This window comes from Nostoc sp. (assembly GCF_036917235.1).
Lineage (GTDB): Bacteria > Cyanobacteriota > Cyanobacteriia > Cyanobacteriales > Nostocaceae > Nostoc.
In genome coordinates this window covers 1-18695 of sequence record NZ_JBALDU010000074.1, presented here as the reverse complement: position 1 = coordinate 18695, position 18695 = coordinate 1, and the positions used below count along the sequence as shown (strand labels likewise).

Annotated in this window: 16 protein-coding genes; 8 read left to right on the top strand and 8 right to left on the bottom strand. The window is 44.2% G+C overall.

The window, feature by feature from the left end; translation table 11 throughout:
- The first annotated feature begins 49 nt into the window (after nucleotides 1-49).
- The 4 genes from ruvB to V7K44_RS21215 all read left to right on the top strand — a co-directional run bounded on the left by ruvB (nucleotide 50) and on the right by V7K44_RS21215 (nucleotide 4445).
- On the top strand, nucleotides 50-1150 hold the full coding sequence (gene ruvB / locus V7K44_RS21230; RefSeq protein WP_334704422.1) for a Holliday junction branch migration DNA helicase RuvB: 1101 nt from the start codon (nucleotides 50-52) through the stop codon (nucleotides 1148-1150).
- A 244-nt stretch (nucleotides 1151-1394) separates the two neighbouring features.
- On the top strand, nucleotides 1395-2198 hold the full coding sequence (locus tag V7K44_RS21225; RefSeq protein WP_334934060.1) for a tetratricopeptide repeat protein: 804 nt from the start codon (nucleotides 1395-1397) through the stop codon (nucleotides 2196-2198).
- An 11-nt stretch (nucleotides 2199-2209) separates the two neighbouring features.
- Nucleotides 2210-3484 carry a glycosyltransferase gene (locus V7K44_RS21220; RefSeq protein ID WP_334934058.1) on the top strand — a complete coding sequence of 425 codons (1275 nt, stop codon included), beginning with the start codon at nucleotides 2210-2212 and terminating at the stop codon, nucleotides 3482-3484.
- A gap of 118 nt (nucleotides 3485-3602) precedes the next feature.
- Nucleotides 3603-4445, top strand: coding sequence for an FkbM family methyltransferase (locus tag V7K44_RS21215; protein WP_334934056.1), 843 nt, complete (start codon nucleotides 3603-3605; stop codon nucleotides 4443-4445).
- Between the two features lie 6 nt (nucleotides 4446-4451).
- Here V7K44_RS21215 and V7K44_RS21210 read toward each other — a convergent pair whose 3' ends face one another.
- The 3 genes from V7K44_RS21210 to V7K44_RS21200 form a co-directional block, all read right to left on the bottom strand.
- Complete coding sequence (locus tag V7K44_RS21210) at nucleotides 4452-5846, bottom strand: cytochrome P450 (protein WP_334934054.1); 1395 nt, start codon at nucleotides 5844-5846, stop codon at nucleotides 4452-4454.
- A gap of 74 nt (nucleotides 5847-5920) precedes the next feature.
- Nucleotides 5921-6736 carry a TIGR01548 family HAD-type hydrolase gene (locus V7K44_RS21205; protein ID WP_334934052.1) on the bottom strand — a complete coding sequence of 272 codons (816 nt, stop codon included), beginning with the start codon at nucleotides 6734-6736 and terminating at the stop codon, nucleotides 5921-5923.
- 44 nt (nucleotides 6737-6780) lie between these two features.
- Entirely contained in the window at nucleotides 6781-7251 is a 471-nt protein-coding gene (locus tag V7K44_RS21200; RefSeq protein ID WP_334934050.1) for a DUF29 domain-containing protein, read from the bottom strand.
- 136 nt (nucleotides 7252-7387) lie between these two features.
- On the opposite strand from V7K44_RS21200, the gene V7K44_RS21195 reads away from it, so the two are divergent.
- Nucleotides 7388-7687, top strand: coding sequence for a 30S ribosomal protein PSRP-3 (locus V7K44_RS21195; protein ID WP_094333099.1), 300 nt, complete (start codon nucleotides 7388-7390; stop codon nucleotides 7685-7687).
- Nucleotides 7688-7697: 10 nt separating this feature from the next.
- On the opposite strand, the gene V7K44_RS21190 is transcribed toward V7K44_RS21195, so the two are convergent.
- From V7K44_RS21190 to atpD, 4 genes are all read right to left on the bottom strand, one after another.
- Entirely contained in the window at nucleotides 7698-9479 is a 1782-nt protein-coding gene (locus V7K44_RS21190) for a serine/threonine-protein kinase (RefSeq protein ID WP_334934048.1), read from the bottom strand.
- 233 nt (nucleotides 9480-9712) lie between these two features.
- Entirely contained in the window at nucleotides 9713-11818 is a 2106-nt protein-coding gene (locus V7K44_RS21185) for an SPFH domain-containing protein (RefSeq protein ID WP_334934046.1), read from the bottom strand.
- A 310-nt stretch (nucleotides 11819-12128) separates the two neighbouring features.
- Entirely contained in the window at nucleotides 12129-12542 is a 414-nt protein-coding gene (atpC, locus tag V7K44_RS21180; protein WP_179068253.1) for an ATP synthase F1 subunit epsilon, read from the bottom strand.
- 142 nt (nucleotides 12543-12684) lie between these two features.
- The gene (gene atpD, locus V7K44_RS21175; RefSeq protein WP_334934043.1) at nucleotides 12685-14133 is read right to left on the bottom strand and encodes a F0F1 ATP synthase subunit beta; all 1449 of its coding nucleotides are present in this window, start codon (nucleotides 14131-14133) and stop codon (nucleotides 12685-12687) included.
- A gap of 405 nt (nucleotides 14134-14538) precedes the next feature.
- On the opposite strand from atpD, the gene V7K44_RS21170 reads away from it, so the two are divergent.
- Nucleotides 14539-15363, top strand: a complete 825-nt coding sequence (locus V7K44_RS21170) for a SirB1 family protein (RefSeq protein WP_334934041.1) — start codon at nucleotides 14539-14541, stop codon at nucleotides 15361-15363.
- A gap of 99 nt (nucleotides 15364-15462) precedes the next feature.
- Here the strand turns inward: V7K44_RS21170 and V7K44_RS21165 are convergent, their stop codons facing one another.
- Complete coding sequence (locus V7K44_RS21165) at nucleotides 15463-15912, bottom strand: SRPBCC family protein (RefSeq protein ID WP_334934039.1); 450 nt, start codon at nucleotides 15910-15912, stop codon at nucleotides 15463-15465.
- A gap of 228 nt (nucleotides 15913-16140) precedes the next feature.
- On the opposite strand from V7K44_RS21165, the gene V7K44_RS21160 reads away from it, so the two are divergent.
- Both V7K44_RS21160 and V7K44_RS21155 read left to right on the top strand, forming a co-directional pair.
- Nucleotides 16141-17814, top strand: coding sequence for a mechanosensitive ion channel (locus V7K44_RS21160; protein WP_334934037.1), 1674 nt, complete (start codon nucleotides 16141-16143; stop codon nucleotides 17812-17814).
- 315 nt (nucleotides 17815-18129) lie between these two features.
- On the top strand, nucleotides 18130-18660 hold the full coding sequence (locus V7K44_RS21155; RefSeq protein WP_334934035.1) for a hypothetical protein: 531 nt from the start codon (nucleotides 18130-18132) through the stop codon (nucleotides 18658-18660).
- Nucleotides 18661-18695: the final 35 nt, after the last annotated feature.

Below are 18695 nucleotides of genomic sequence, written 5' to 3'. Positions count from 1 at the left end.
CACTCCTTACTCCCCACTCCCTAGTCCCTTAAAAGTAGATAGCTGAATTATGGCGATAATCTCCTCGAAAAAACAGCCTCCAGAACCCAACGGAGAACCAAAGCAGCGTCGAGAGTCGGCGAAAGCACCATCCACAGAAAATATTTTGAAGCCTGAAGCTGCTATTGATGAGCAAGAACAGCAAGAAGAAGGTATTCGACCACACCGATTTGCTGATTACATTGGGCAAAAAGATTTAAAGGATGTGCTAGATATTGCCATTAAAGCAGCTAAGTCTCGTGGTGAGGTACTGGATCACTTGTTGCTATATGGGCCGCCAGGATTGGGCAAAACCACAATGGCAATGATTTTAGCATCGGAAATGGGGGTAAATTACAAAATTACCAGTGCGCCAGCCTTAGAACGTCCACGAGATATTGTTGGGTTACTGGTGAACATGAAACCAGGAGATATCTTATTTGTCGATGAAATTCATCGCCTCTCGCGGATGACAGAAGAAATTCTCTATCCGGCGATGGAAGATTATCGCTTAGATATTACTATTGGTAAGGGTTCCAGCGCTCGGATTAGAAGTTTGCCGCTGTCAAAGTTTACCCTAGTAGGAGCTACAACCCGTGTCGGTGCTTTAACTTCACCACTGCGCGATCGCTTCGGTTTAATTCAAAAACTCCGATTTTACGAAGTTGACGAACTGACTCAAATTGTACTGCGAACCGCTCAATTACTCAAAACCCCCGTTACAGAAGATGGAGCCACAGAAATTGCCCGTCGTTCACGCGGAACACCACGTATTGCTAATAGATTACTTAAGCGAGTACGTGATTATGCTGAAGTAAAAATATCTGGGGAGATTAATGAAAGCATTGCATCTGAAGCATTGCAACTATTCCAAGTAGATCCTTGCGGTTTAGATTGGACAGATCGCCAGATGCTAAGTGTAATAATTGAACAATTTAACGGCGGGCCAGTGGGGTTAGAAACAATGGCAGCAGCAACGGGTGAAGATACCCAAACCATTGAAGAGGTATACGAACCTTACCTCATGCAAATTGGGTATTTAACTCGGACTCATCGTGGCAGAATGGCGACTAAGGCAGCATACAAGCATTTGGGATTCACGCCGCCTAATGAACAGTTGTCATTATTGTAATTATGGGAAATTGGGCATTGGGCAAAACAGTGCTGAATTAGGAAGTTAGGAGTTAGGAGTTAAGAGTTATTCTCCCCTCTGCCCCACTCAGCACGGGCTAAACGCCCCGCTACCACTAACGAAACTCGGAACTCAGCACTCTTGAGGGACATTAGGCATTGATACTCGGAAATGAGTCTTTGAACTCCATTCCTCTGCCCCATGCTCAATGACAAATGACAAAGAACAAATTAGGTAAACCTAGATGATTAAGTTGATTGGCATTTTTCTCAGTCTGTTACTTGTGATTGGCTGGGGCACACCAGTGATGGCACAATCTCAGCCGCCCATTACTCAAGAACAGTTAAAACAAGGTGATGAGTGGGCAAATCAAGCGTTTATAGCGACGAATCAAGGTGACTTTGGGACGGCTGAAACTTACTGGACAAAGATTATTGAGGAATTTCCCACGAATGCCGGGGCGTGGAGTAACCGGGGAAATTCGCGGGTGAGCCAGAATAAGTTACAAGAAGCGATCGCAGATTATAACAAAGCCATAGAACTAGCGCCAAATGTCACCGATCCTTATTTGAATCGGGGGGCGGCGTTGGAAGGGATGGGAAAATGGGATGATGCGATCGCAGATTATAATCGTGTTCTAGAACTCGATCCTAAAGATGCAATGGCATATAACAATCGCGGTAATGCCACAGCAGGTTTGGGAAAATGGGAAGATGCGATCGCAGACTACAAAAAATCTAATGAGATAGCCCCAAATTTTGCCTTCGCCCGTGCTAACTATGCCCTCGCTCTTTATGAAACTGGTCAAAAAGAGCAAGCAATCCGCGAAATGCGAAATATTGCCCGTAAATACTCCAAATTTGCTGATGTGCGTGCCGCCCTCACAGCTGCATATTGGGTAAATGGAGAACAAGGTGAAGCCGAAAGCAATTGGGTAGCAGCTTATGGACTAGATAGCCGCTATAAGGATATCGACTGGGTAAAAAATATCCGCCGTTGGCCTCCTAGTCTAGTTACAGCTTTAGATAAATTCTTGAAAATCCAGTAGAGGCATTGATCGTGACTCATTTTGGTATCATCTGTCCTGGCGCAGCAACTGGCCCCCTCAATACTATGCTTCCCTTGGGGCAGGAACTTCAACGGCGTGGGCATCGCGTCACCCTCTTCGGAACCCTCGATACTCAATCTAAAGCACTCGCAGCCGGAATAGAATTCCAAGCAATTGGTGAAAAAGATTTTGTTTCTGGCTCAACAGCAGAAACCTTTGGCAAGTTAGGTCAACTACGTGGATTAGCTGCGTTTCGATACACTATTGACCTGCTGAAGAATGTTTCATCTGTGACACTCCAGGATGCTCCAGCATTACTTAAAGCAGCAGGTGTAGAAGCGTTGCTAGTAAACCAAAGTTCTATAGAGGGAGGAACAATTGCAGAGTTTCTCAAAATTCCTTTCATCACTGTGTGCAGCGCTGTGGTACTGAATCGAGAACCTAGCATTCCTCCTTTTTTCACAACTTGGAACTATAGCCCAGCTGCGTGGGCACGCTTACGTAACCAAATAGGCTACACCTTACTTAATAGCGTCGTCAAACCAATTGAAGATTTGATTAATGAATATCGTCGAGAGTGGAAATTACCCCTGTATTCTAGTCTTAAAGATAGCTACTCTCTACTGGCTCAAATAAGTAATGCACCATCTGAGTTTGAATTTCCTAGAGAAGAATTAGCTCCTTGGTTCCATTTCACCGGAAGTTTCCATACCTCAGCCAGTCGAGTACCTGTCTCTTTTCCTTATGAAAAATTGACGGGTAAACCGTTAATTTACGCTTCGATGGGAACATTGCAAAACCGTCTGATTTGGGTTTTTCAGACTATTGCTTCAGCCTGTGAAGATTTGGATGCTCAGTTAGTGATTTCTCTGGGAGGTTCTGCTAAACCAGAATCACTACCAGACTTGGCAGGAAATCCTTTAGTAGTTGAGTATGCACCTCAATTAGAAGTGCTGGAAAAAGCCACCCTCATGATTACTCATGCGGGAATGAATACAACAATGGAATGTGTGAAAAAAGGAGTGCCAATGGTGGCGATTCCTGTTGCCAATGACCAGCCAGGAGTAGCAGCGCGGATTGCTTGGACAGGGGCGGGTGAGCTTATCACTCTCAAAAAACTGAATGTTCCGAGATTGAAAAATGCTATTAAGCGCGTGTTGACAGAAGAATCTTATAAACAGAATGCGCTCAGATTACAAGCAGCTACTCTGCGTGCTGGGGGAGTAAGTCGAGCTGCTGATATTATTGAGCAGGCTGTTTCCACGGGTAAGCCTGTTTTAGCTTAAACACAATAATAATAGACCTCTTGTAAAAATAGTTTTGCACTCTTGGGGGGAAGGGAAGAGAAATTAAGGTGTACTACGTATTTTCCAAAAAATCAAATAATAGTTCTATATTTTGTTTATGACAACTTTAATTCCAGAAAATACGCTTCCTAATGGCATGAAAATATTTTGCATCCGCAAAGAGGAAGTACCGATTATTTATGAGCAAATTCAACAGTATTTCCAATGTGGGATTGAGTTACACGAAAATGACACCGTGTTTGATGTGGGTGCGAATATTGGTTTATTCACATTATGGGTATTTCAGTTGTGTAAAACAAATGTGAATGTTTATGCATTCGAGCCTATTCCTGCCATTTTTAATGTTCTACAAGCTAATGCCCAACGCTTTGAACCAGAAAAAATAAAAGTATTTCCCTGTGGACTTTCACAGGAATCTAAAACAATCAAGTTTGCTTACTATCCTAACGCTACAGCATTGTCTAGCGCTTATCCTGATGGTTCAAAGCAACAACGAGATAAGTTTAAGAATGCTATTCTACGCAATAATCTCAAAGATGCACCAAGTCAAGTCCGTTGGCTTCGTTGGTTGCCGTCGTTTTTGCGATCGCTTATTCTCGATAACAAATTGGAGAAAGCTTTTCAAGTAGAACAAGTTACTTGTCAATTGAGAACTGTATCAGAGATTATCCGCGAGTACGATGTTCAGCAAATTGACTTGCTGAAAGTAGATGTGGAGCGAAGTGAGTTAGATGTACTTTTAGGTATTGAGGAGCAAGATTGGCCGAAGATTAAGCAAGTCGTTGTAGAAGTACACGATTTGGATAATCGAGTTAAAAGAATTACAGAGCTACTTCAAAAATACGGTTTGAGCAACGTTGCAGTGAAGCAAGAACCCTTTAAAGAGGGTTCCGACACTTTCAACTTATACGCCTTACGGGATTCATCTAAAGTATTCTAAAACTCTTCAAACTGAACTAGAGCTAGTCTGAAGGATGGGCTGATTTTGAGGACGCTTCCCCTTCACCACCATCTGCACACCTCTTGCTGGGCTAAATAGCAAACCCTTACGTACTGACTGCACTGGTTTGCTATCAGCCAGTTCCATCTCCCAGTGAGACAGCACTGTTGCCAAAACCAATTTCATCTCAAACAAGGCAAATGCCATTCCAATACAGCGACGGTTGCCGCCACCAAAGGGTAAATACTCATAGGGGGAAAATTGCCGTTCCAGAAAACGCTCTGGCTTAAATTGCTTCGACTCAGGATATAAATCTTCTCGATGATGGGTCAAATAAATAGAGGGATTGAGCAAAGTACCAGGCTCAAAGTTGTATCCTCCAATTTGTAGCGGTGATTTGACCACTCGATTTAGTGCCGATATCGCCACTGGGTAAAGACGTAGCGTTTCAGAACAGACAGCATTCAAATAAGGCAATCGAAAAATAGCATTTGGATCTGGTTGTTCACCCAACTTATCTAGTTCTTGCAGCAGTTTTTCCCGCACCTGCGGCTGATGATGAATCCAGTACAGTGCCCATGATAAGGAAGTTGCAGTAGTTTCGTGACCCGCCACTAATAAGGTCATCAGTTCATCACGTAATTCCAGGTCTGTCATCGGCTCTCCCGCTTCATCACGAGCAGCCATCATTAAAGATAGAATATCAGTTCGAGATGAATCGGGTTGTGCTTTGCGTTCTTGAATCTGGGCGTAGATGAGTTGATCGATTTGCTGCCGTAAACGCAAGTATTTCCCCCAGGGACTCCACGCTCCTAAATCCTGTCGCATTGCTGGGAAAAGAAGCAGAATTGTTCTTAATATAGGGATTTTGGGATTTAGGATTGCAATCAGGAGTTCATTGAGTTTTTCATAACGTGGTCCATCTTCTAGACCAAATACAGCCTTCAAAATCACTTGGAAAGAGATTGCTTGCATTGATGGCAGAACTGCAAAGGTTTCTTGAACCTGCCACTGATTAATCACTTGCTCAGTAATGTCGCGGATTAATTCACCATAAGTTAGCATTCGTTCCCCATGTAAGGGTGGTGTCAATAGCTTTCGTTGTCGCTGATGAGGCTTTCCCTCCAGCGCTAATAGTGATTGGCGTCCTAATAAAGGGGATTTAATCCCTGCTGGCTCACCAGAGTCTAATTGTTTTGGATCTGTAGTAAAAATCTGCTGAATCGCCTGGGGATTGCTAATGAAAACTTGAGGAGGAGAATTTTGTCCAAGCTGAAGGGTGAAGATATCACCATAGCGTTTAGCACAGTCTTCTAAGTATTCTAAGGGATTAGTCAGCCACTGATACGTCTGTACCCAAGGGTGAGTTTTAGGGCCGTTAGGCAGTTTAAATGCAGACATTTTTATTAATCTCCCAATGATTAAAGCAAGATTGTTATCAGCTAGTTATTCATGCACCCGTAGCTTGATTGATCTTAGACCACAGATTGGGCAGATGAACTGACCAATTCTTGAATCTGCCTTGGAGTCAATTCTTGCACATTACGCAAAACTACTGCTGCTCCGGCTGCTATTAGTGTTTCACTATAAGCATCACTACGCGCTGCTGTTTCCTGTACGTGGGGCGGTAAAACCCCTACACCAATCCAAGGGCGAGAAAAATCTAGACCTCGTGCTTTCTCGACGGTATACATATCTGCTACCGTATCCCCCACATACACTACAGCTAATTTTTGCTCAATTCCATTTTCTAACTCACGAACTGTAGCGAAAAGCCCAGTGGGGTCTGGTTTCCCTGGTGCATCTTCCATTGCAATTAACACCGGAGATTGCAAACCGAGACGTTTTTCTAAGACATAGTTAGCGGAAGCACGAGTTGCACCACTAAAAAATCCCCAAGCAATGCCGGCTTGGGTAAGTTGTTCTAAATAGCTAGGTTGTAATAATAAAGGTTCATTACAGATATACCCAGTAAAATTATTTGAGTCTGGGCCGCGGTAGCGCGATTGAAAAAAAGCAACGATCGCACTGTAATCTAGTTGTAGTTGTTCGCGCGTCTGTCCTTGGGTTTCAAGGTAGCGGTAAATTAATTCCTGCGATGCTTCCCAATCGTTGTTCCACACGCCTTCAGACTTTAGTTGGTCAATATCTAGTGGGGTTGGACGATATGCTTGAGTCGTAGAATATTCTACGGTATCTGCGATCGCCCGGCGATAGGAACCGCTAACATCGCGCACAACGCCATCAATATCGAAAATAGCGATCGCTTTTACAGAAGTTGGTTGAGTCATGGGGTAAGAAGCAAAAGAGTTTTACATCATCATAAAACGTGAGATCATGACTCAGGTAAAAAATCGGGGTCGAGAGATTGCTCTGGCGTGAAGAGAGATTTTTCTGGGAAAATAGCGATCGCTAATCCAGTTTCAATGACAGCCAGCCGTCTAGCGGTTTGGTAGCTTTCGTCAAAAACCCGATCGAAGTGAGACTTTAAACTCGGACTTTCCTTGAGTGCCTTTTGGACTCGCCTGCGGTGTTCCAAAATTGTGTACTGCCAACTTTTTGAGCGCTTTTCAGTTTGAATTTGATATTTGAGCAGATGCATCAGCAAGACTTCCAGATTGCTCTCCAATGCCCGCTTTTCACTTCTCCCCATCGTTTCAATTTCTTCAATCAGGTTGTCTAAGTCCAGTTGTGTGAAATTCTTTTGCTTGAGCAGTTCTGCCGTGGTTTGAATCCACAGGTAAAAGTCTTGCTCATACAAATCTGAACCAGATGTTGTTTGAGATTGGGGCAGTTGAGCAGTCATAAGCATCTCTTTTAACGCCGACTACACCTTATGCTAGCCCAATCCAATCACTGTTTGGTCATTTGATAGGGTATTGCGTTAAAATAAGCGATCGCTATCGTTGTTAAATAATGCCCGGAAATTCCCGGAGGTGTGATTGACCAAGTTTATTTTGAAAATTCTGTGGTTAGACGAGAACGTTGCTCTCGCAGTCGATCAAGTTGTAGGCAAAGGCACCAGTCCCTTGACTAAGTACTTTTTTTGGCCCAGAAATGATGCCTGGGAAGAGTTAAAAAAGGAATTAGAGTCCAAACATTGGATTACTGATCTGGATCGTGTTGAGTTGCTTAACAAAGCGACAGAAGTGATTAACTACTGGCAAGAGGAAGGCAGAAACCGTCCAATGGCAGAAGCTCAGTTGAAATTTCCAGAAGTTGCCTTTACAGGTAGCGCTTGATATTACAAAATTAGCTATTGTCCTGTTCTACAAGCTGCCACAGTTTGATAGTCTTGTCCCGGCTGCCGCTTGCAATTAATTGTGTAACTTTGCTCACAGCAACAGCAGATACTGAGTCTATATGACCAGAGAGAGTAACAATCTCTTCTGCTGTGCTTACCCTCCAAAGTTTAACTGTTTTGTCGCAACTTGCACTTAGGAGTGTTTCGCCATCGGCAGTGAAAGCCACAGCCACCACAGACCAAGAATGGCCTACAAGTGTGCAAATTAGCTGACCAGTGTTTACCTCCCACAACTTAATAGTGTTATCATCACTACCCGTCGCCAAAATTTTCCCATCGGGACTAAAAGCGACTGTCAAAACCGCCCATGCATGACCCGAAAGGGTGCTTAACAAGCTATAGCATGGGCGGTTTTGAATTTCTCTCTGGGAACCTTCTATCTGCCACAAGCGAATTGTTCTGTCATAACTAGCACTAGCTAAAAGCTGTCCTTGGGGACTAAATGCTACTGAATTTACCTGTAACTGGTGTCCAGTTATGGTGCAAATTTCTGTACCAGTATTGACATCCCAAACTTTAACTGTCTTATCCCAACTTCCACTAGCGAGAATTTGCCCATCTGGACTAAAAGCAACTGATTTTACCGCGTGTGAGTGTCCCAACAGGGTGCAGATTTCTGTTAATGTCTCAACCTGCCACAATTTGATTGTTTTATCGTCGCTAGCAGTTGCCAGAATTTGACCATCTGGACTAAAGGCAACTGATTTTACAGCCTGGGAATGTCCTGATAAGCTAGTTAGGACTTTTTTATTATTTAAATCCCACAACTTAATGTTTTTGTCATCACTACCACTGGCTAAAGTATAACCATCAGGGCTGATGGCAATGGTATTTACCCCACTCGACACACCAGAATGTCCACTTAGGGTATGCAAGCATCGCCAAGGAGGATTTGGTAATTTAAAATTTTGAGTTTTACATTCCATACCCATTGCTTGCATAACTTCATTAGCTGATTGAAAGCGACGGTCAACAGCATTTTGCAGCAACTTGTCGAGAATTTGCGCCAAGCGTAGACTTTTTGAGTCCTGTCGCCAGACATCGCTTACCTTAGTAGTAAGATATTGTTGCCAAACCCAGCAATCATTTGCAATATCAAATAAATCAAAGGGAGAAATCTGGGTAAGTAAGTAAATACAAGTTACACCTAAGCTATATAAATCACTAGCAAAAACCGCTTTTCCTCTCGTTTGTTCTGGTGCAGCATATTCTGGGCTACCGATACTGGTTTCAGATATTAAGCGATCGATTTCTGTAACGATTTTTGCAGTGCTAAAATCAACTATGACGAAATCCCCCTTCTTAGTAATTGGGGATCTACGGATGATATTGTGGGGTTTAATATCGCGGTGGATGATATGGCGATCGCTAATAAACTGCAAAACTGGCAACACATCTTCTAAAAGTTGCCAAATCTGAGTTTCATTAAAAGCGCCTTCTTCTTCAATCACCTGAGCTAAATTAGTGCCTGCAATAAACTCCTGCACTAAATAAAAATGCCCGTTATGTTGAAAATAATTTAATAAGGCGGGAATTTGCGGATGCTTTCCTAATTCCTCTAGCTTTTGCGCCTTTTGCTGAAAATTTTTAAATGTTTCGTATTCGAGCAATAATTCTTGAACGACACAAGGAATTGGCGGAAACTGACTTTCATCTACAGCGAGGAAAGTTTTGCAGAATCCCCCTTTACCAATCGGCTTGAGTAAACGATAACGTTCTTGTAAAAGCAAAATTTCTCCGCCATATTTACAGGGTAGGCTGTCCGGCTTACCCCACCCTAACCCTCCCCTTTATCAGGGGAGGGAACTAGATTTTTTTCCCCCCAATAAACGGGGGATTAAAGGGGGTAATTCAACTTGTGTGTACACCGTAGCCAATTTGGGTAAGGGCAAAACTCATGCAGCCAAGAGTTTTAACTTAAACACCAATCATGGCTGTGCGCGCCTACCAAATGTTCCTAATCTTACTTATCCCCCGGAAAATTCACAACTATAGGTGGATAACCGTTTTCTGAAGTTGGTTGTGCTTTAGTAACTACTGGTTGCGGATGCAAAGGTGTTGGTGTCAATTCACCTTTACCAGTTTGATTCCATAAAATCATGGATAGTAGCCCATCAACTAAGCCGTTATTGCTGCCATTACTGCCAACTAAGACATCTGGAATCAAACGGACATTGCGATCGCCGATAATTTGCATTAGTTGCATTGCTGTATAACCTTGTGGTCCCAAGGCTTCCACACCAGCGCGGTAGGTTTCAGCTTTGGCGTTACCTGTGGCCCGAATACCTTCAGCCTCAGCAATTGTTCGGAGTTTTGTCCCCTCAGCTTCACCGTTCGCCTCTTTGATTTGGGCTTGGGCTTTGAGGTCAGCTATATGCACACTTTGCTCCGATTTCACCATTTCTTGCTGAATATTAGCCAGTGCCGTTTCCCGAACAAGCTGCTGCCGTTGGGTTTGTGCCATCTGCTGGACTTCATAAGTCTTGCGCTCTTCTTCGGCAATTTTTCGGTCTGTTTGTGTCTGCATTAACGATGCTGGTGGCTTAATATCACCAATCAGGGTGTCGATCGCTTGCACGTCATAAGCCCGCAATGCTGTTTTAATATACTCAGCAGCCTCAGATTGTCGTTCACTCCGAGCGGTGAGAAAGTCTAGTACAGTATAGTCTTGGGCTGAGTTGCGGAAATAATTTCCGATAGTCGGTTCTAATACATGGTCTACCAGATTTTGCATTGCCCCAACGCGAGAAATTACCTTCGGGGCATCTAAAGCACCCACATGGATAATTTGCGCTACTTCCAAATCAAAGGCAAAACCATCACGCGATCGCACTGTCAAGGAAGCTAGTTGAGCATCATAGCTGTGGCGTTCGGTACGATCTGACCAATTTAATACAATGTTGGTCGTTGGCACCAGTTCCATCTTCATGATTCGGGAATTAATTGGGTGCTTGCCAGGATACAGCGGTTCAACCCACACGCCCTTATGTCCAGGATTCACCAAATTACCGTGGGTGAAAGCTGCACCGCTGACATCTTGATGTGCTTTACCCACGAAAGAAATCACCACACCCACATACCCAATGGGAATTTCCGTCATCGGCACTTGCTCAACTTGGACAAACCAAGGATTCAAGTTCCAAGAACCAGAAAGCAAAGTCTGTTCTTGTAAGCCTCGCCGTCCACCGCCATTAATAAATTTCTGACCATTTTGGAAGTTGTCGTGTTCTTCAATTATCGGGCCTGCGAGTTCACCAGCAGAAATTGGTACGCCATCTAAGGTAGTAACAATGCCAACTTTGTCAGATGCCAGACTGTACACCCGCAGTTGTTCTGGAGCCATGCCATGAGTGGCGGCATTTGATGCCATAATGACTTTAAACAAGGCGGTGTTAATCCGGTACGTACCAGCCGTAAGAAAGCCCATTTGCCGCCCTTTTTCGCCGCCTTGGGTGAGGAATTTTCGAGCATCTTGGAAGTTGTCACAACCCACGATTTTACCCAAAATCCGCTCTGGTGGGTTGGATGCTCCATCTGCCGCTACAATCAAAGCGATTTCCCCTTGGGGAACGACAATTACCGATTCTTTTTTTACAGAATATTGCCAAGGCCAATAGCCCCAGTGCCAACCAGGAGCTAAAGTGTCTGCCTGCAAGCCAGCTTCGCCGTTAAGGGCAATCAAGCTGCCGGCGGGTAGCCCACGCCCGGAAAGGGTAAATTTTCTAACTACAATGCCAACTTCCCGTTCGCCAATAACTACTAGTCCCCCAAAGAATAGGGGGACGAATATGACTAAACCGCCAACAAGTAGAATGGGAACCAGTACAACTGGATCAAGTCCAGCAGCTTGATATTGAATCCTGCTAGTTTGTAATTGAGCAATATTAGGTTTAGTCTGATTTAGCTGGACTGATGCTGGAGTAATTTCTTGTGCAGTACTTATTTTGACAGAAGTAGCATTGGCAGAATGAATACTACCAGAGAGTGCCAAAGTTGCTACGACCGATGCTGCAAAACGAGCTACCTTATTTTGTTTACGAGTACCAAGCAAAGATGAAAGGCTTTTCATAATTTGTGCCCAAAAGGGCAACTAATTAGTTAATTTAACACTCCACCAAAGCTTGGCTCAATTTCTTAAACTTGGCGTAATTTTTTTTAAGATTAATAAATAAGGAGTCAGAATTCAGAATGGGCTACGCCCCGCTGCGCTAACAGGATTCAGGATTCTGACTCCTCCATACCATAAAGGGATGGAGTTTTAGCATCCGTACAGAATTTATACTGAATTCTGGCTCCTGACTCCTGAGTTCTTCTTAATAAATATTTTATTTTGTAGGTTGGACATTGCCCAACCTACAAATTTGAAATAGAAATTGAATTTAGACCGAACCACCAGCGGCTTGAAACCGAGCGCGGGCGCGTTTGAAGGCTTGGTTCGCTTGGATTTGGGCTTGGCGATCGTCTGCGGAAACTTGAGTCAGCCGCGCTTCTGCTTGGTTGTAAGCGGTACGGGCTTCATCAAGGTTAATTTTGTCGCCACGTTCAGCGCCGTTAACCAGAATTGTCACTTCATTTTCTTCGACTTCGGCAAAGCCACCCAAAAGAGCGATCGCTTCCCAATTCTGATTTTTAGCGCCACGAACTCGCATGACACCAGTATCTAGAGCGGTCAAAAGTGGTGCGTGTCCTGTTAGGATACCTAGTTGACCAGTAGTACTAGGCAAAACGACTTCTTCAGCTGGAGCATCCCAGACTGTTTTATCTGGGGAAATTACACGAACGGTTAATGTCATTTGTCTTTTGTCCTTCCTTCGTCCTTCGTCCTTTGTCCTACCCTACGGGAAGCCGCCCAAAGGGCGTCTATGTCTTTTGTAATTGCCATTAGTCATTAGCGGTTGAACTAATGACTAATGACTAATGACCAATGACTAATGACTAACCTTTGATTTTTTCAGCTTTGGCGATCGCTTCGTTAATATCGCCAACCAAGTAGAAAGCCTGTTCTGGTAGAGCATCTAACTCACCAGACAGAATCTTTTTGAACCCTTTGATGGTGTCTTCCAACTTCACGTACTTACCAGGAGAACCGGTGAATACTTCTGCCACAAAGAACGGCTGAGACAAGAAACGCTCAACTTTCCGGGCCCGCGCGACGATGAGACGGTCTTCTTCAGACAATTCATCTAGACCGAGAATCGCGATAATGTCTTGGAGTTCTTTATAACGTTGCAGGGTTGATTGCACCGCCCGCGCCGTATTGTAGTGTTCGTCACCGACAATATTGGGCTGAAGCATGGTGGAAGTCGAACCAAGGGGGTCAACTGCGGGATAAATTCCCTTAGCTGCCAAACCACGAGATAGCACTGTTGTACCATCCAAGTGGGCGAAGGTGGTCGCAGGTGCGGGGTCGGTGAGGTCATCCGCTGGTACGTACACTGCTTGAATGGAGGTAATGGAACCCTCTGTAGTCGAGGTAATCCGCTCTTGCAGTTCACCTACGTCGGTTCCCAATGTGGGTTGATATCCCACCGCTGAAGGCATCCGACCTAGTAGCGCCGATACTTCTGAACCTGCTTGGACAAACCGGAAGATGTTGTCAATAAACAACAGCACATCTTGCTTGTTCACATCACGGAAGTATTCTGCTACTGTCAATCCCGAAAGACCAACCCGCATTCTGGCTCCGGGTGGCTCGTTCATTTGACCGTAAACTAGAGCAATTTTTGATTCGTTGAGGTTCTCGTTATTGATCACCCCAGATTCAATCATTTCGTTGTAGAGGTCATTACCTTCACGGGTGCGTTCACCCACGCCAGCAAAAACGGATACTCCACCGTGCTGAGTAGCGATGTTGTTGATCAACTCCATCATGATCACGGTTTTACCAACACCAGCACCGCCGAATAGACCAATCTTACCGCCGCGTCGATAGGGAGTCAGAAGGTCAACAACTTTAATCCCAGTCTCAAACACCGAAGGTTTGGTTTCCAGGTCGGTGAATTTGGGAGCAGAGCGGTGGATGGGTAGAGTTGCCTCAGCATTTACTGGGCCTCTGTTGTCCACAGGTTCGCCAAGGACGTTGAAAATCCGGCCCAAAGTGGCTTTACCAACTGGTACGCTGATGGGAGCGCCTGTATCGGTGACTTCAAAACCGCGGACTAAGCCTTCGGTAGAACTCATCGCCACAGTCCGCACCTGGTTGTCGCCCAGGAGTTGCTGTACTTCAATGGTGATGTTGATTTCCTGTCCAGCTTCGTTGGTGCCTTTGATTTTCAAGGCGTTGTAGATTTGTGGCAATTTCCCGCCGGGAAATTTAACGTCTACAACTGGGCCAATGATTTGGGTAATGTAACCAATGTTTGTTTTTTCTGCGGTTGTTACCATGCTGCGCCTAATGAGTGAAGCTAGATTTCAGATAAGGTCGTAGAAGACATAAAATTAAACAATGTCACCTTTCAGATTAGCACTGAACGCCCCTACTCTACGCCATAAATTGATCCTTAAGACTAGGGTTTGGGGATCGAGATTAGGCTAACCTAAAATAAGCAGTTAGAGTCTTTTTTTATTTGGAAGTCCCTTAGCTGAGGATTGCTGTTGTCATTTGCTCTCTGACAAAGCTTTTCAAGTAATTTAACTACACTACTTCCCACTCCCATCTAAGTTGTAGTTTAAATACCTGAGAATTGCTGTATAAATTTAGATACGAAAAAGCGCTTTTAGCCTAGCCGTAATACCTGCGGTTTTTGCTAGTCTACGCTTCATCCTCACACTTTCACCGAACAACAGCTTATGAATTTCTCGTCAGCACGTCAATATTTTTACCAGGAGATTCAGCAGTCTGACGAGCATATTGACTTAGCAAAGGCAGCTTTGTATATTGCACAAGAAGAATATCCCAAGCTAAACCCAGAAGAATACCTCAATGCCCTTGAGACAATGGCGTGGGAGCTTCAAGAACGCCTGCCTGATTCACGATATCCTTTGCGGATAGTTCAAGGTATTAATCAGTATCTCTACGAAGATTTAAAATTTTCTGGTAATAAAATTGACTATTACGACCCGCGCAACAGCTTTTTCAATGATGTAATCGATCGCCGATTGGGGATTCCCATTACCTTAGCGCTGGTTTACCTGGAGGTTGCGCGAAGAATTGATTTTCCGATGGTGGGTGTGGGGATGCCAGGACATTTCTTGATTCGCCCAGATATTCCCGATATAGAAATTTTTGTGGATGCCTTCAATGGGGGTGAAATAATATTTGCCCAAGATTGCGAGGAACGCCTATCTCAACTTTATCAACAACCTGTAACGCTACAACCAGAATTTTTAGCCATAGTCAGTAATCGGCAATTTTTGGTACGGATGCTGACAAATTTAAAATTTATTTACCTTAAACAGCAAGAATTAGAAAAAACACTGGCAGCAGTTGAACGAATTTTGTTGCTATTTCCTGGTTTAACTTTAGAATTGCGCGATCGCGGTTTGATTTACTATCAACTCGGTTACTACCCCCAAGCCATAGACGACTTACAACATTATTTAACAAAAGTTCCCGATGCCGAGGATGCCTCTGTGATTCGGCGGCTACTTACCGAATTGGGTAAAGGTGGATAGGGGAGCAGGGGAGCAGGGGAGCAGGGGAGAAGTTGCAGTAAGTTTTTACCCTCTGCCCCTCTGCTCCTCTGCCTCTTCTGCCCAATTACGAATTACGAATTACGAATTATTTTCTTCTTCTGCAACTCGTTTGAGGCGGCGCAGCTGGGCTTGCATATCTTGTTTCGTCCAAGATGCAGCAAAGGTGTTGAAGCCCCAACTGACTAAGGGGTTAGGAATATCGTACTCAAAGCGATTGAGTAAAAGCGTTCCCTTTTCTGTGGGTTGACATTCCCAGCGATCGCGCCCTTGAAAAAATCCTTGAAATTCCCAAACTACTAAACCTGGTTGTCGTTCTACAACTACGCTATTCAAGGTTGGTTTTATTAGAGGAATTTGAATAATAAAACGACTTTTACTGCCGACATCGGTACTCCAAGCTTCGCCCACAGGTTCGCAACGGAGAACGGGGTTGAGCCAACGGTGCATGAGAGCTAAATCGCTAAGACAGCGCTCCACCACCGTAGCTGTAGCATTAATTTGAATCGATTGTTCCAAAACTTGGGACATTCCACATCTTTGGTGCTGTTGCTGCAATTAGAGTAACGCAAAATTTTGGGGAATGGGGAAGGGAGATGAGGGAGCAGGGGGAGCAGGGGAGGCAGGGGGGAACCAATACCCAATGCCTCGCCCAATGCCCAATGAATTGATATATATGTATGTGTTTACTGGTAAATTGATAGGCAAAACACTGACTCAGTGTTTGCGGCGAATACTTAAGCATAATTCCCGAAAATCATGAACACGACTTGGCAAGAAATAACCCAGGTGATGTCTACGACGGGCTACGCCTACGGAGTTGGTTTATCCACGAGGGTGCAGCAATTTTTGGCACAATCGCCCAGCCTGCAACAGGTGCAACCAGCAGTGAATCAAGGAATCGCCGATGTGCAAGGTATTGTACAACAGTTGATTCTGTTTACGCCTCGTCTTTTAGGGGCGGTAGCAATCTTACTAGTAGGTTGGCTTATTGCAGCGATCGCAGCGGCACTGACGCAAGGAATCCTCAAGCGCACGAACATAGATAACCGAATTGCCGCTGGGATAACGGGTCGTCAAGATGTTCCCCAAGTGGAGAAATTAATCTCCAGCTTAGTCTTTTGGAGCGTTATCCTGTTAACTGCGGTAGCTGTTTTACAGACGTTGGATCTGGAAATAGCCTCTCAACCCCTGAATAATTTTCTCAATCAACTTATTGGCTTTTTGCCAAAGTTGGTTGGTGCCGGAATCCTTTTGGCAGCAGCTTGGTTTTTGGCGACCATTGTGAAGATTATCACTGTGCGGTCATTACAGGCATTTAATCTGGATGAGCGTTTGAATCCAGAACCAGAAAACAGAGCACCCAGCCTGAATCAGCTGTCTTTGAGTGAGACGATTGGCAATGCTCTGTATTGGTTTATATTTTTACTGTTTCTCGCCCCAGTTTTAGATACTCTCGGACTCAGGCAGGCTTTACAACCAGTACAAGCTCTAATTACAGAAATTCTGCTAATTCTGCCGAACATTTTAGCGGCGATCTTGATTGCTGTAGTTGGCTGGTTCATCGCTAATGTAGTACGGCGGATTGTGACGAACTTGCTGGCGACAACTGGTCTTGACCATTTAGGTAGTCGCTTGGGATTATCTTCAGCTGCGGGGGTGCAACCTCTATCGAATATTATCGGCACAATTGTCTATGTTTTGATTTTGATTCCTGTAGCGATCGCAGCGCTGAATGCCTTGCGAATTGATGCGATCTCAATACCTGCGATCGCTATGTTGCAACAGGTTCTCAACGCTCTACCTGCCATCTTTACAGCCGTGGCAATTTTGATTGTTGCCTATTTCGTGGGGCGGTTTATCGGGGACTTGATTACAAGTATCCTCACCAATTTAGGGTTTAATAACATTTTCACTATTTTGGGTCTGACAACACCCAGCAGACGAATCGTCATTTCCACAGAATCAACAACCCCACCGATTCCAACCCGCACTCCATCGGAAATTGTAGGCATTGTTGCCTTAGTGGGTATCATGCTGTTTGCCACGGTGGCAGCGGTCAATATCTTGAATATTCCAGCCCTGACAGCATTAGTGTCTGGTATTGTGATTATATTCGGGCGGATTTTGGCAGGATTGGTGATTTTTGCCGTTGGCTTATTCTTGGCAAATCTGGCTTTTAACATCATTACCAGTTCCGGCGAACGCCAAGCCCAGATTTTGGGACAAGTGGCGCGGATTGCAATTATTGCCTTAGTCTCTGCAATGGCTTTGCAACAGATTGGAGTTGCCAGTGATATTGTGAATTTAGCCTTTGGACTTTTATTAGGTGCGATCGCAGTTGCTATTGCCCTAGCCTTTGGTCTGGGGGGGCGCGATATTGCAAGAGAGCAAGTTCAAGAATGGCTAAACTCTTTCAAAGGTAGAAACTAAAAGTTGATTAAGGTGCAATTTCATATATAAGTATCGGAAAGTGCAGCCCTAAGTATCAATAGTGGAGAAAGTTATCAGCAAGTTTACTTACAAGGTTGAAAGTTAGAAGCTCAGAAACTCGGAGTTTGAGCGTAGAATTTGACATTTCGAGTTCTAAAGCTCAAACTCCGAGTTCTGAAGCTCAATGGTAAGCTAATCGGAATTGAAATTGATCGCTATCTCTTTAAAAATTTTTGAAGTAAATTGGTTATGAATGCTGAGGTGATTCTTCGTTTTAGAAAGAGAAACTGGAGCAAACACTCCACAGCAAAAAACATGGATTTTATCAACGAAGCACAGAAGTTGGCAGATACAGTTAGGGATAAAGCTCAAGAAGCAGCCAACAATGTAGTAAATGGGATGGATGAGGTAGTTGATGGAATAAAGAACGCTACTGCCGAGATGACTACTTCAAGTGTCCATGCAGTTAATGATTTACAAAATTTGTCAACCATTGCAGCACAGTCAGGTTTTCAAACTGTTCAAAATGTTAGTAAAACATTTCAACAAACTGCTGTTGGAGTTGCCGCATCTAACATGGTTATGGCTGATGCTTTGCAAAATTTACCAAAGACAGCTGCCGAATTAGCCCAAGAGATGCCCAAGATTGCAAATAGGCTGAGATATCGTGCTGGTGTTCGGGTGGGAGACTTACCTCGCTCTGATGCAGATGTCATGAAGCTTTTTGGGAAAATTCCTGGTACATCAAAGCTTGGAGGTAAAGAATATACAATTCGTCAATTTCTTAGAGATACAGCACTTGCGTCTATTATGAGGTACACTAGATTAAAATATAAATCCTTTTAAATGAAGTCCTACTCTGTCGATCTTCGAGAAAAAAT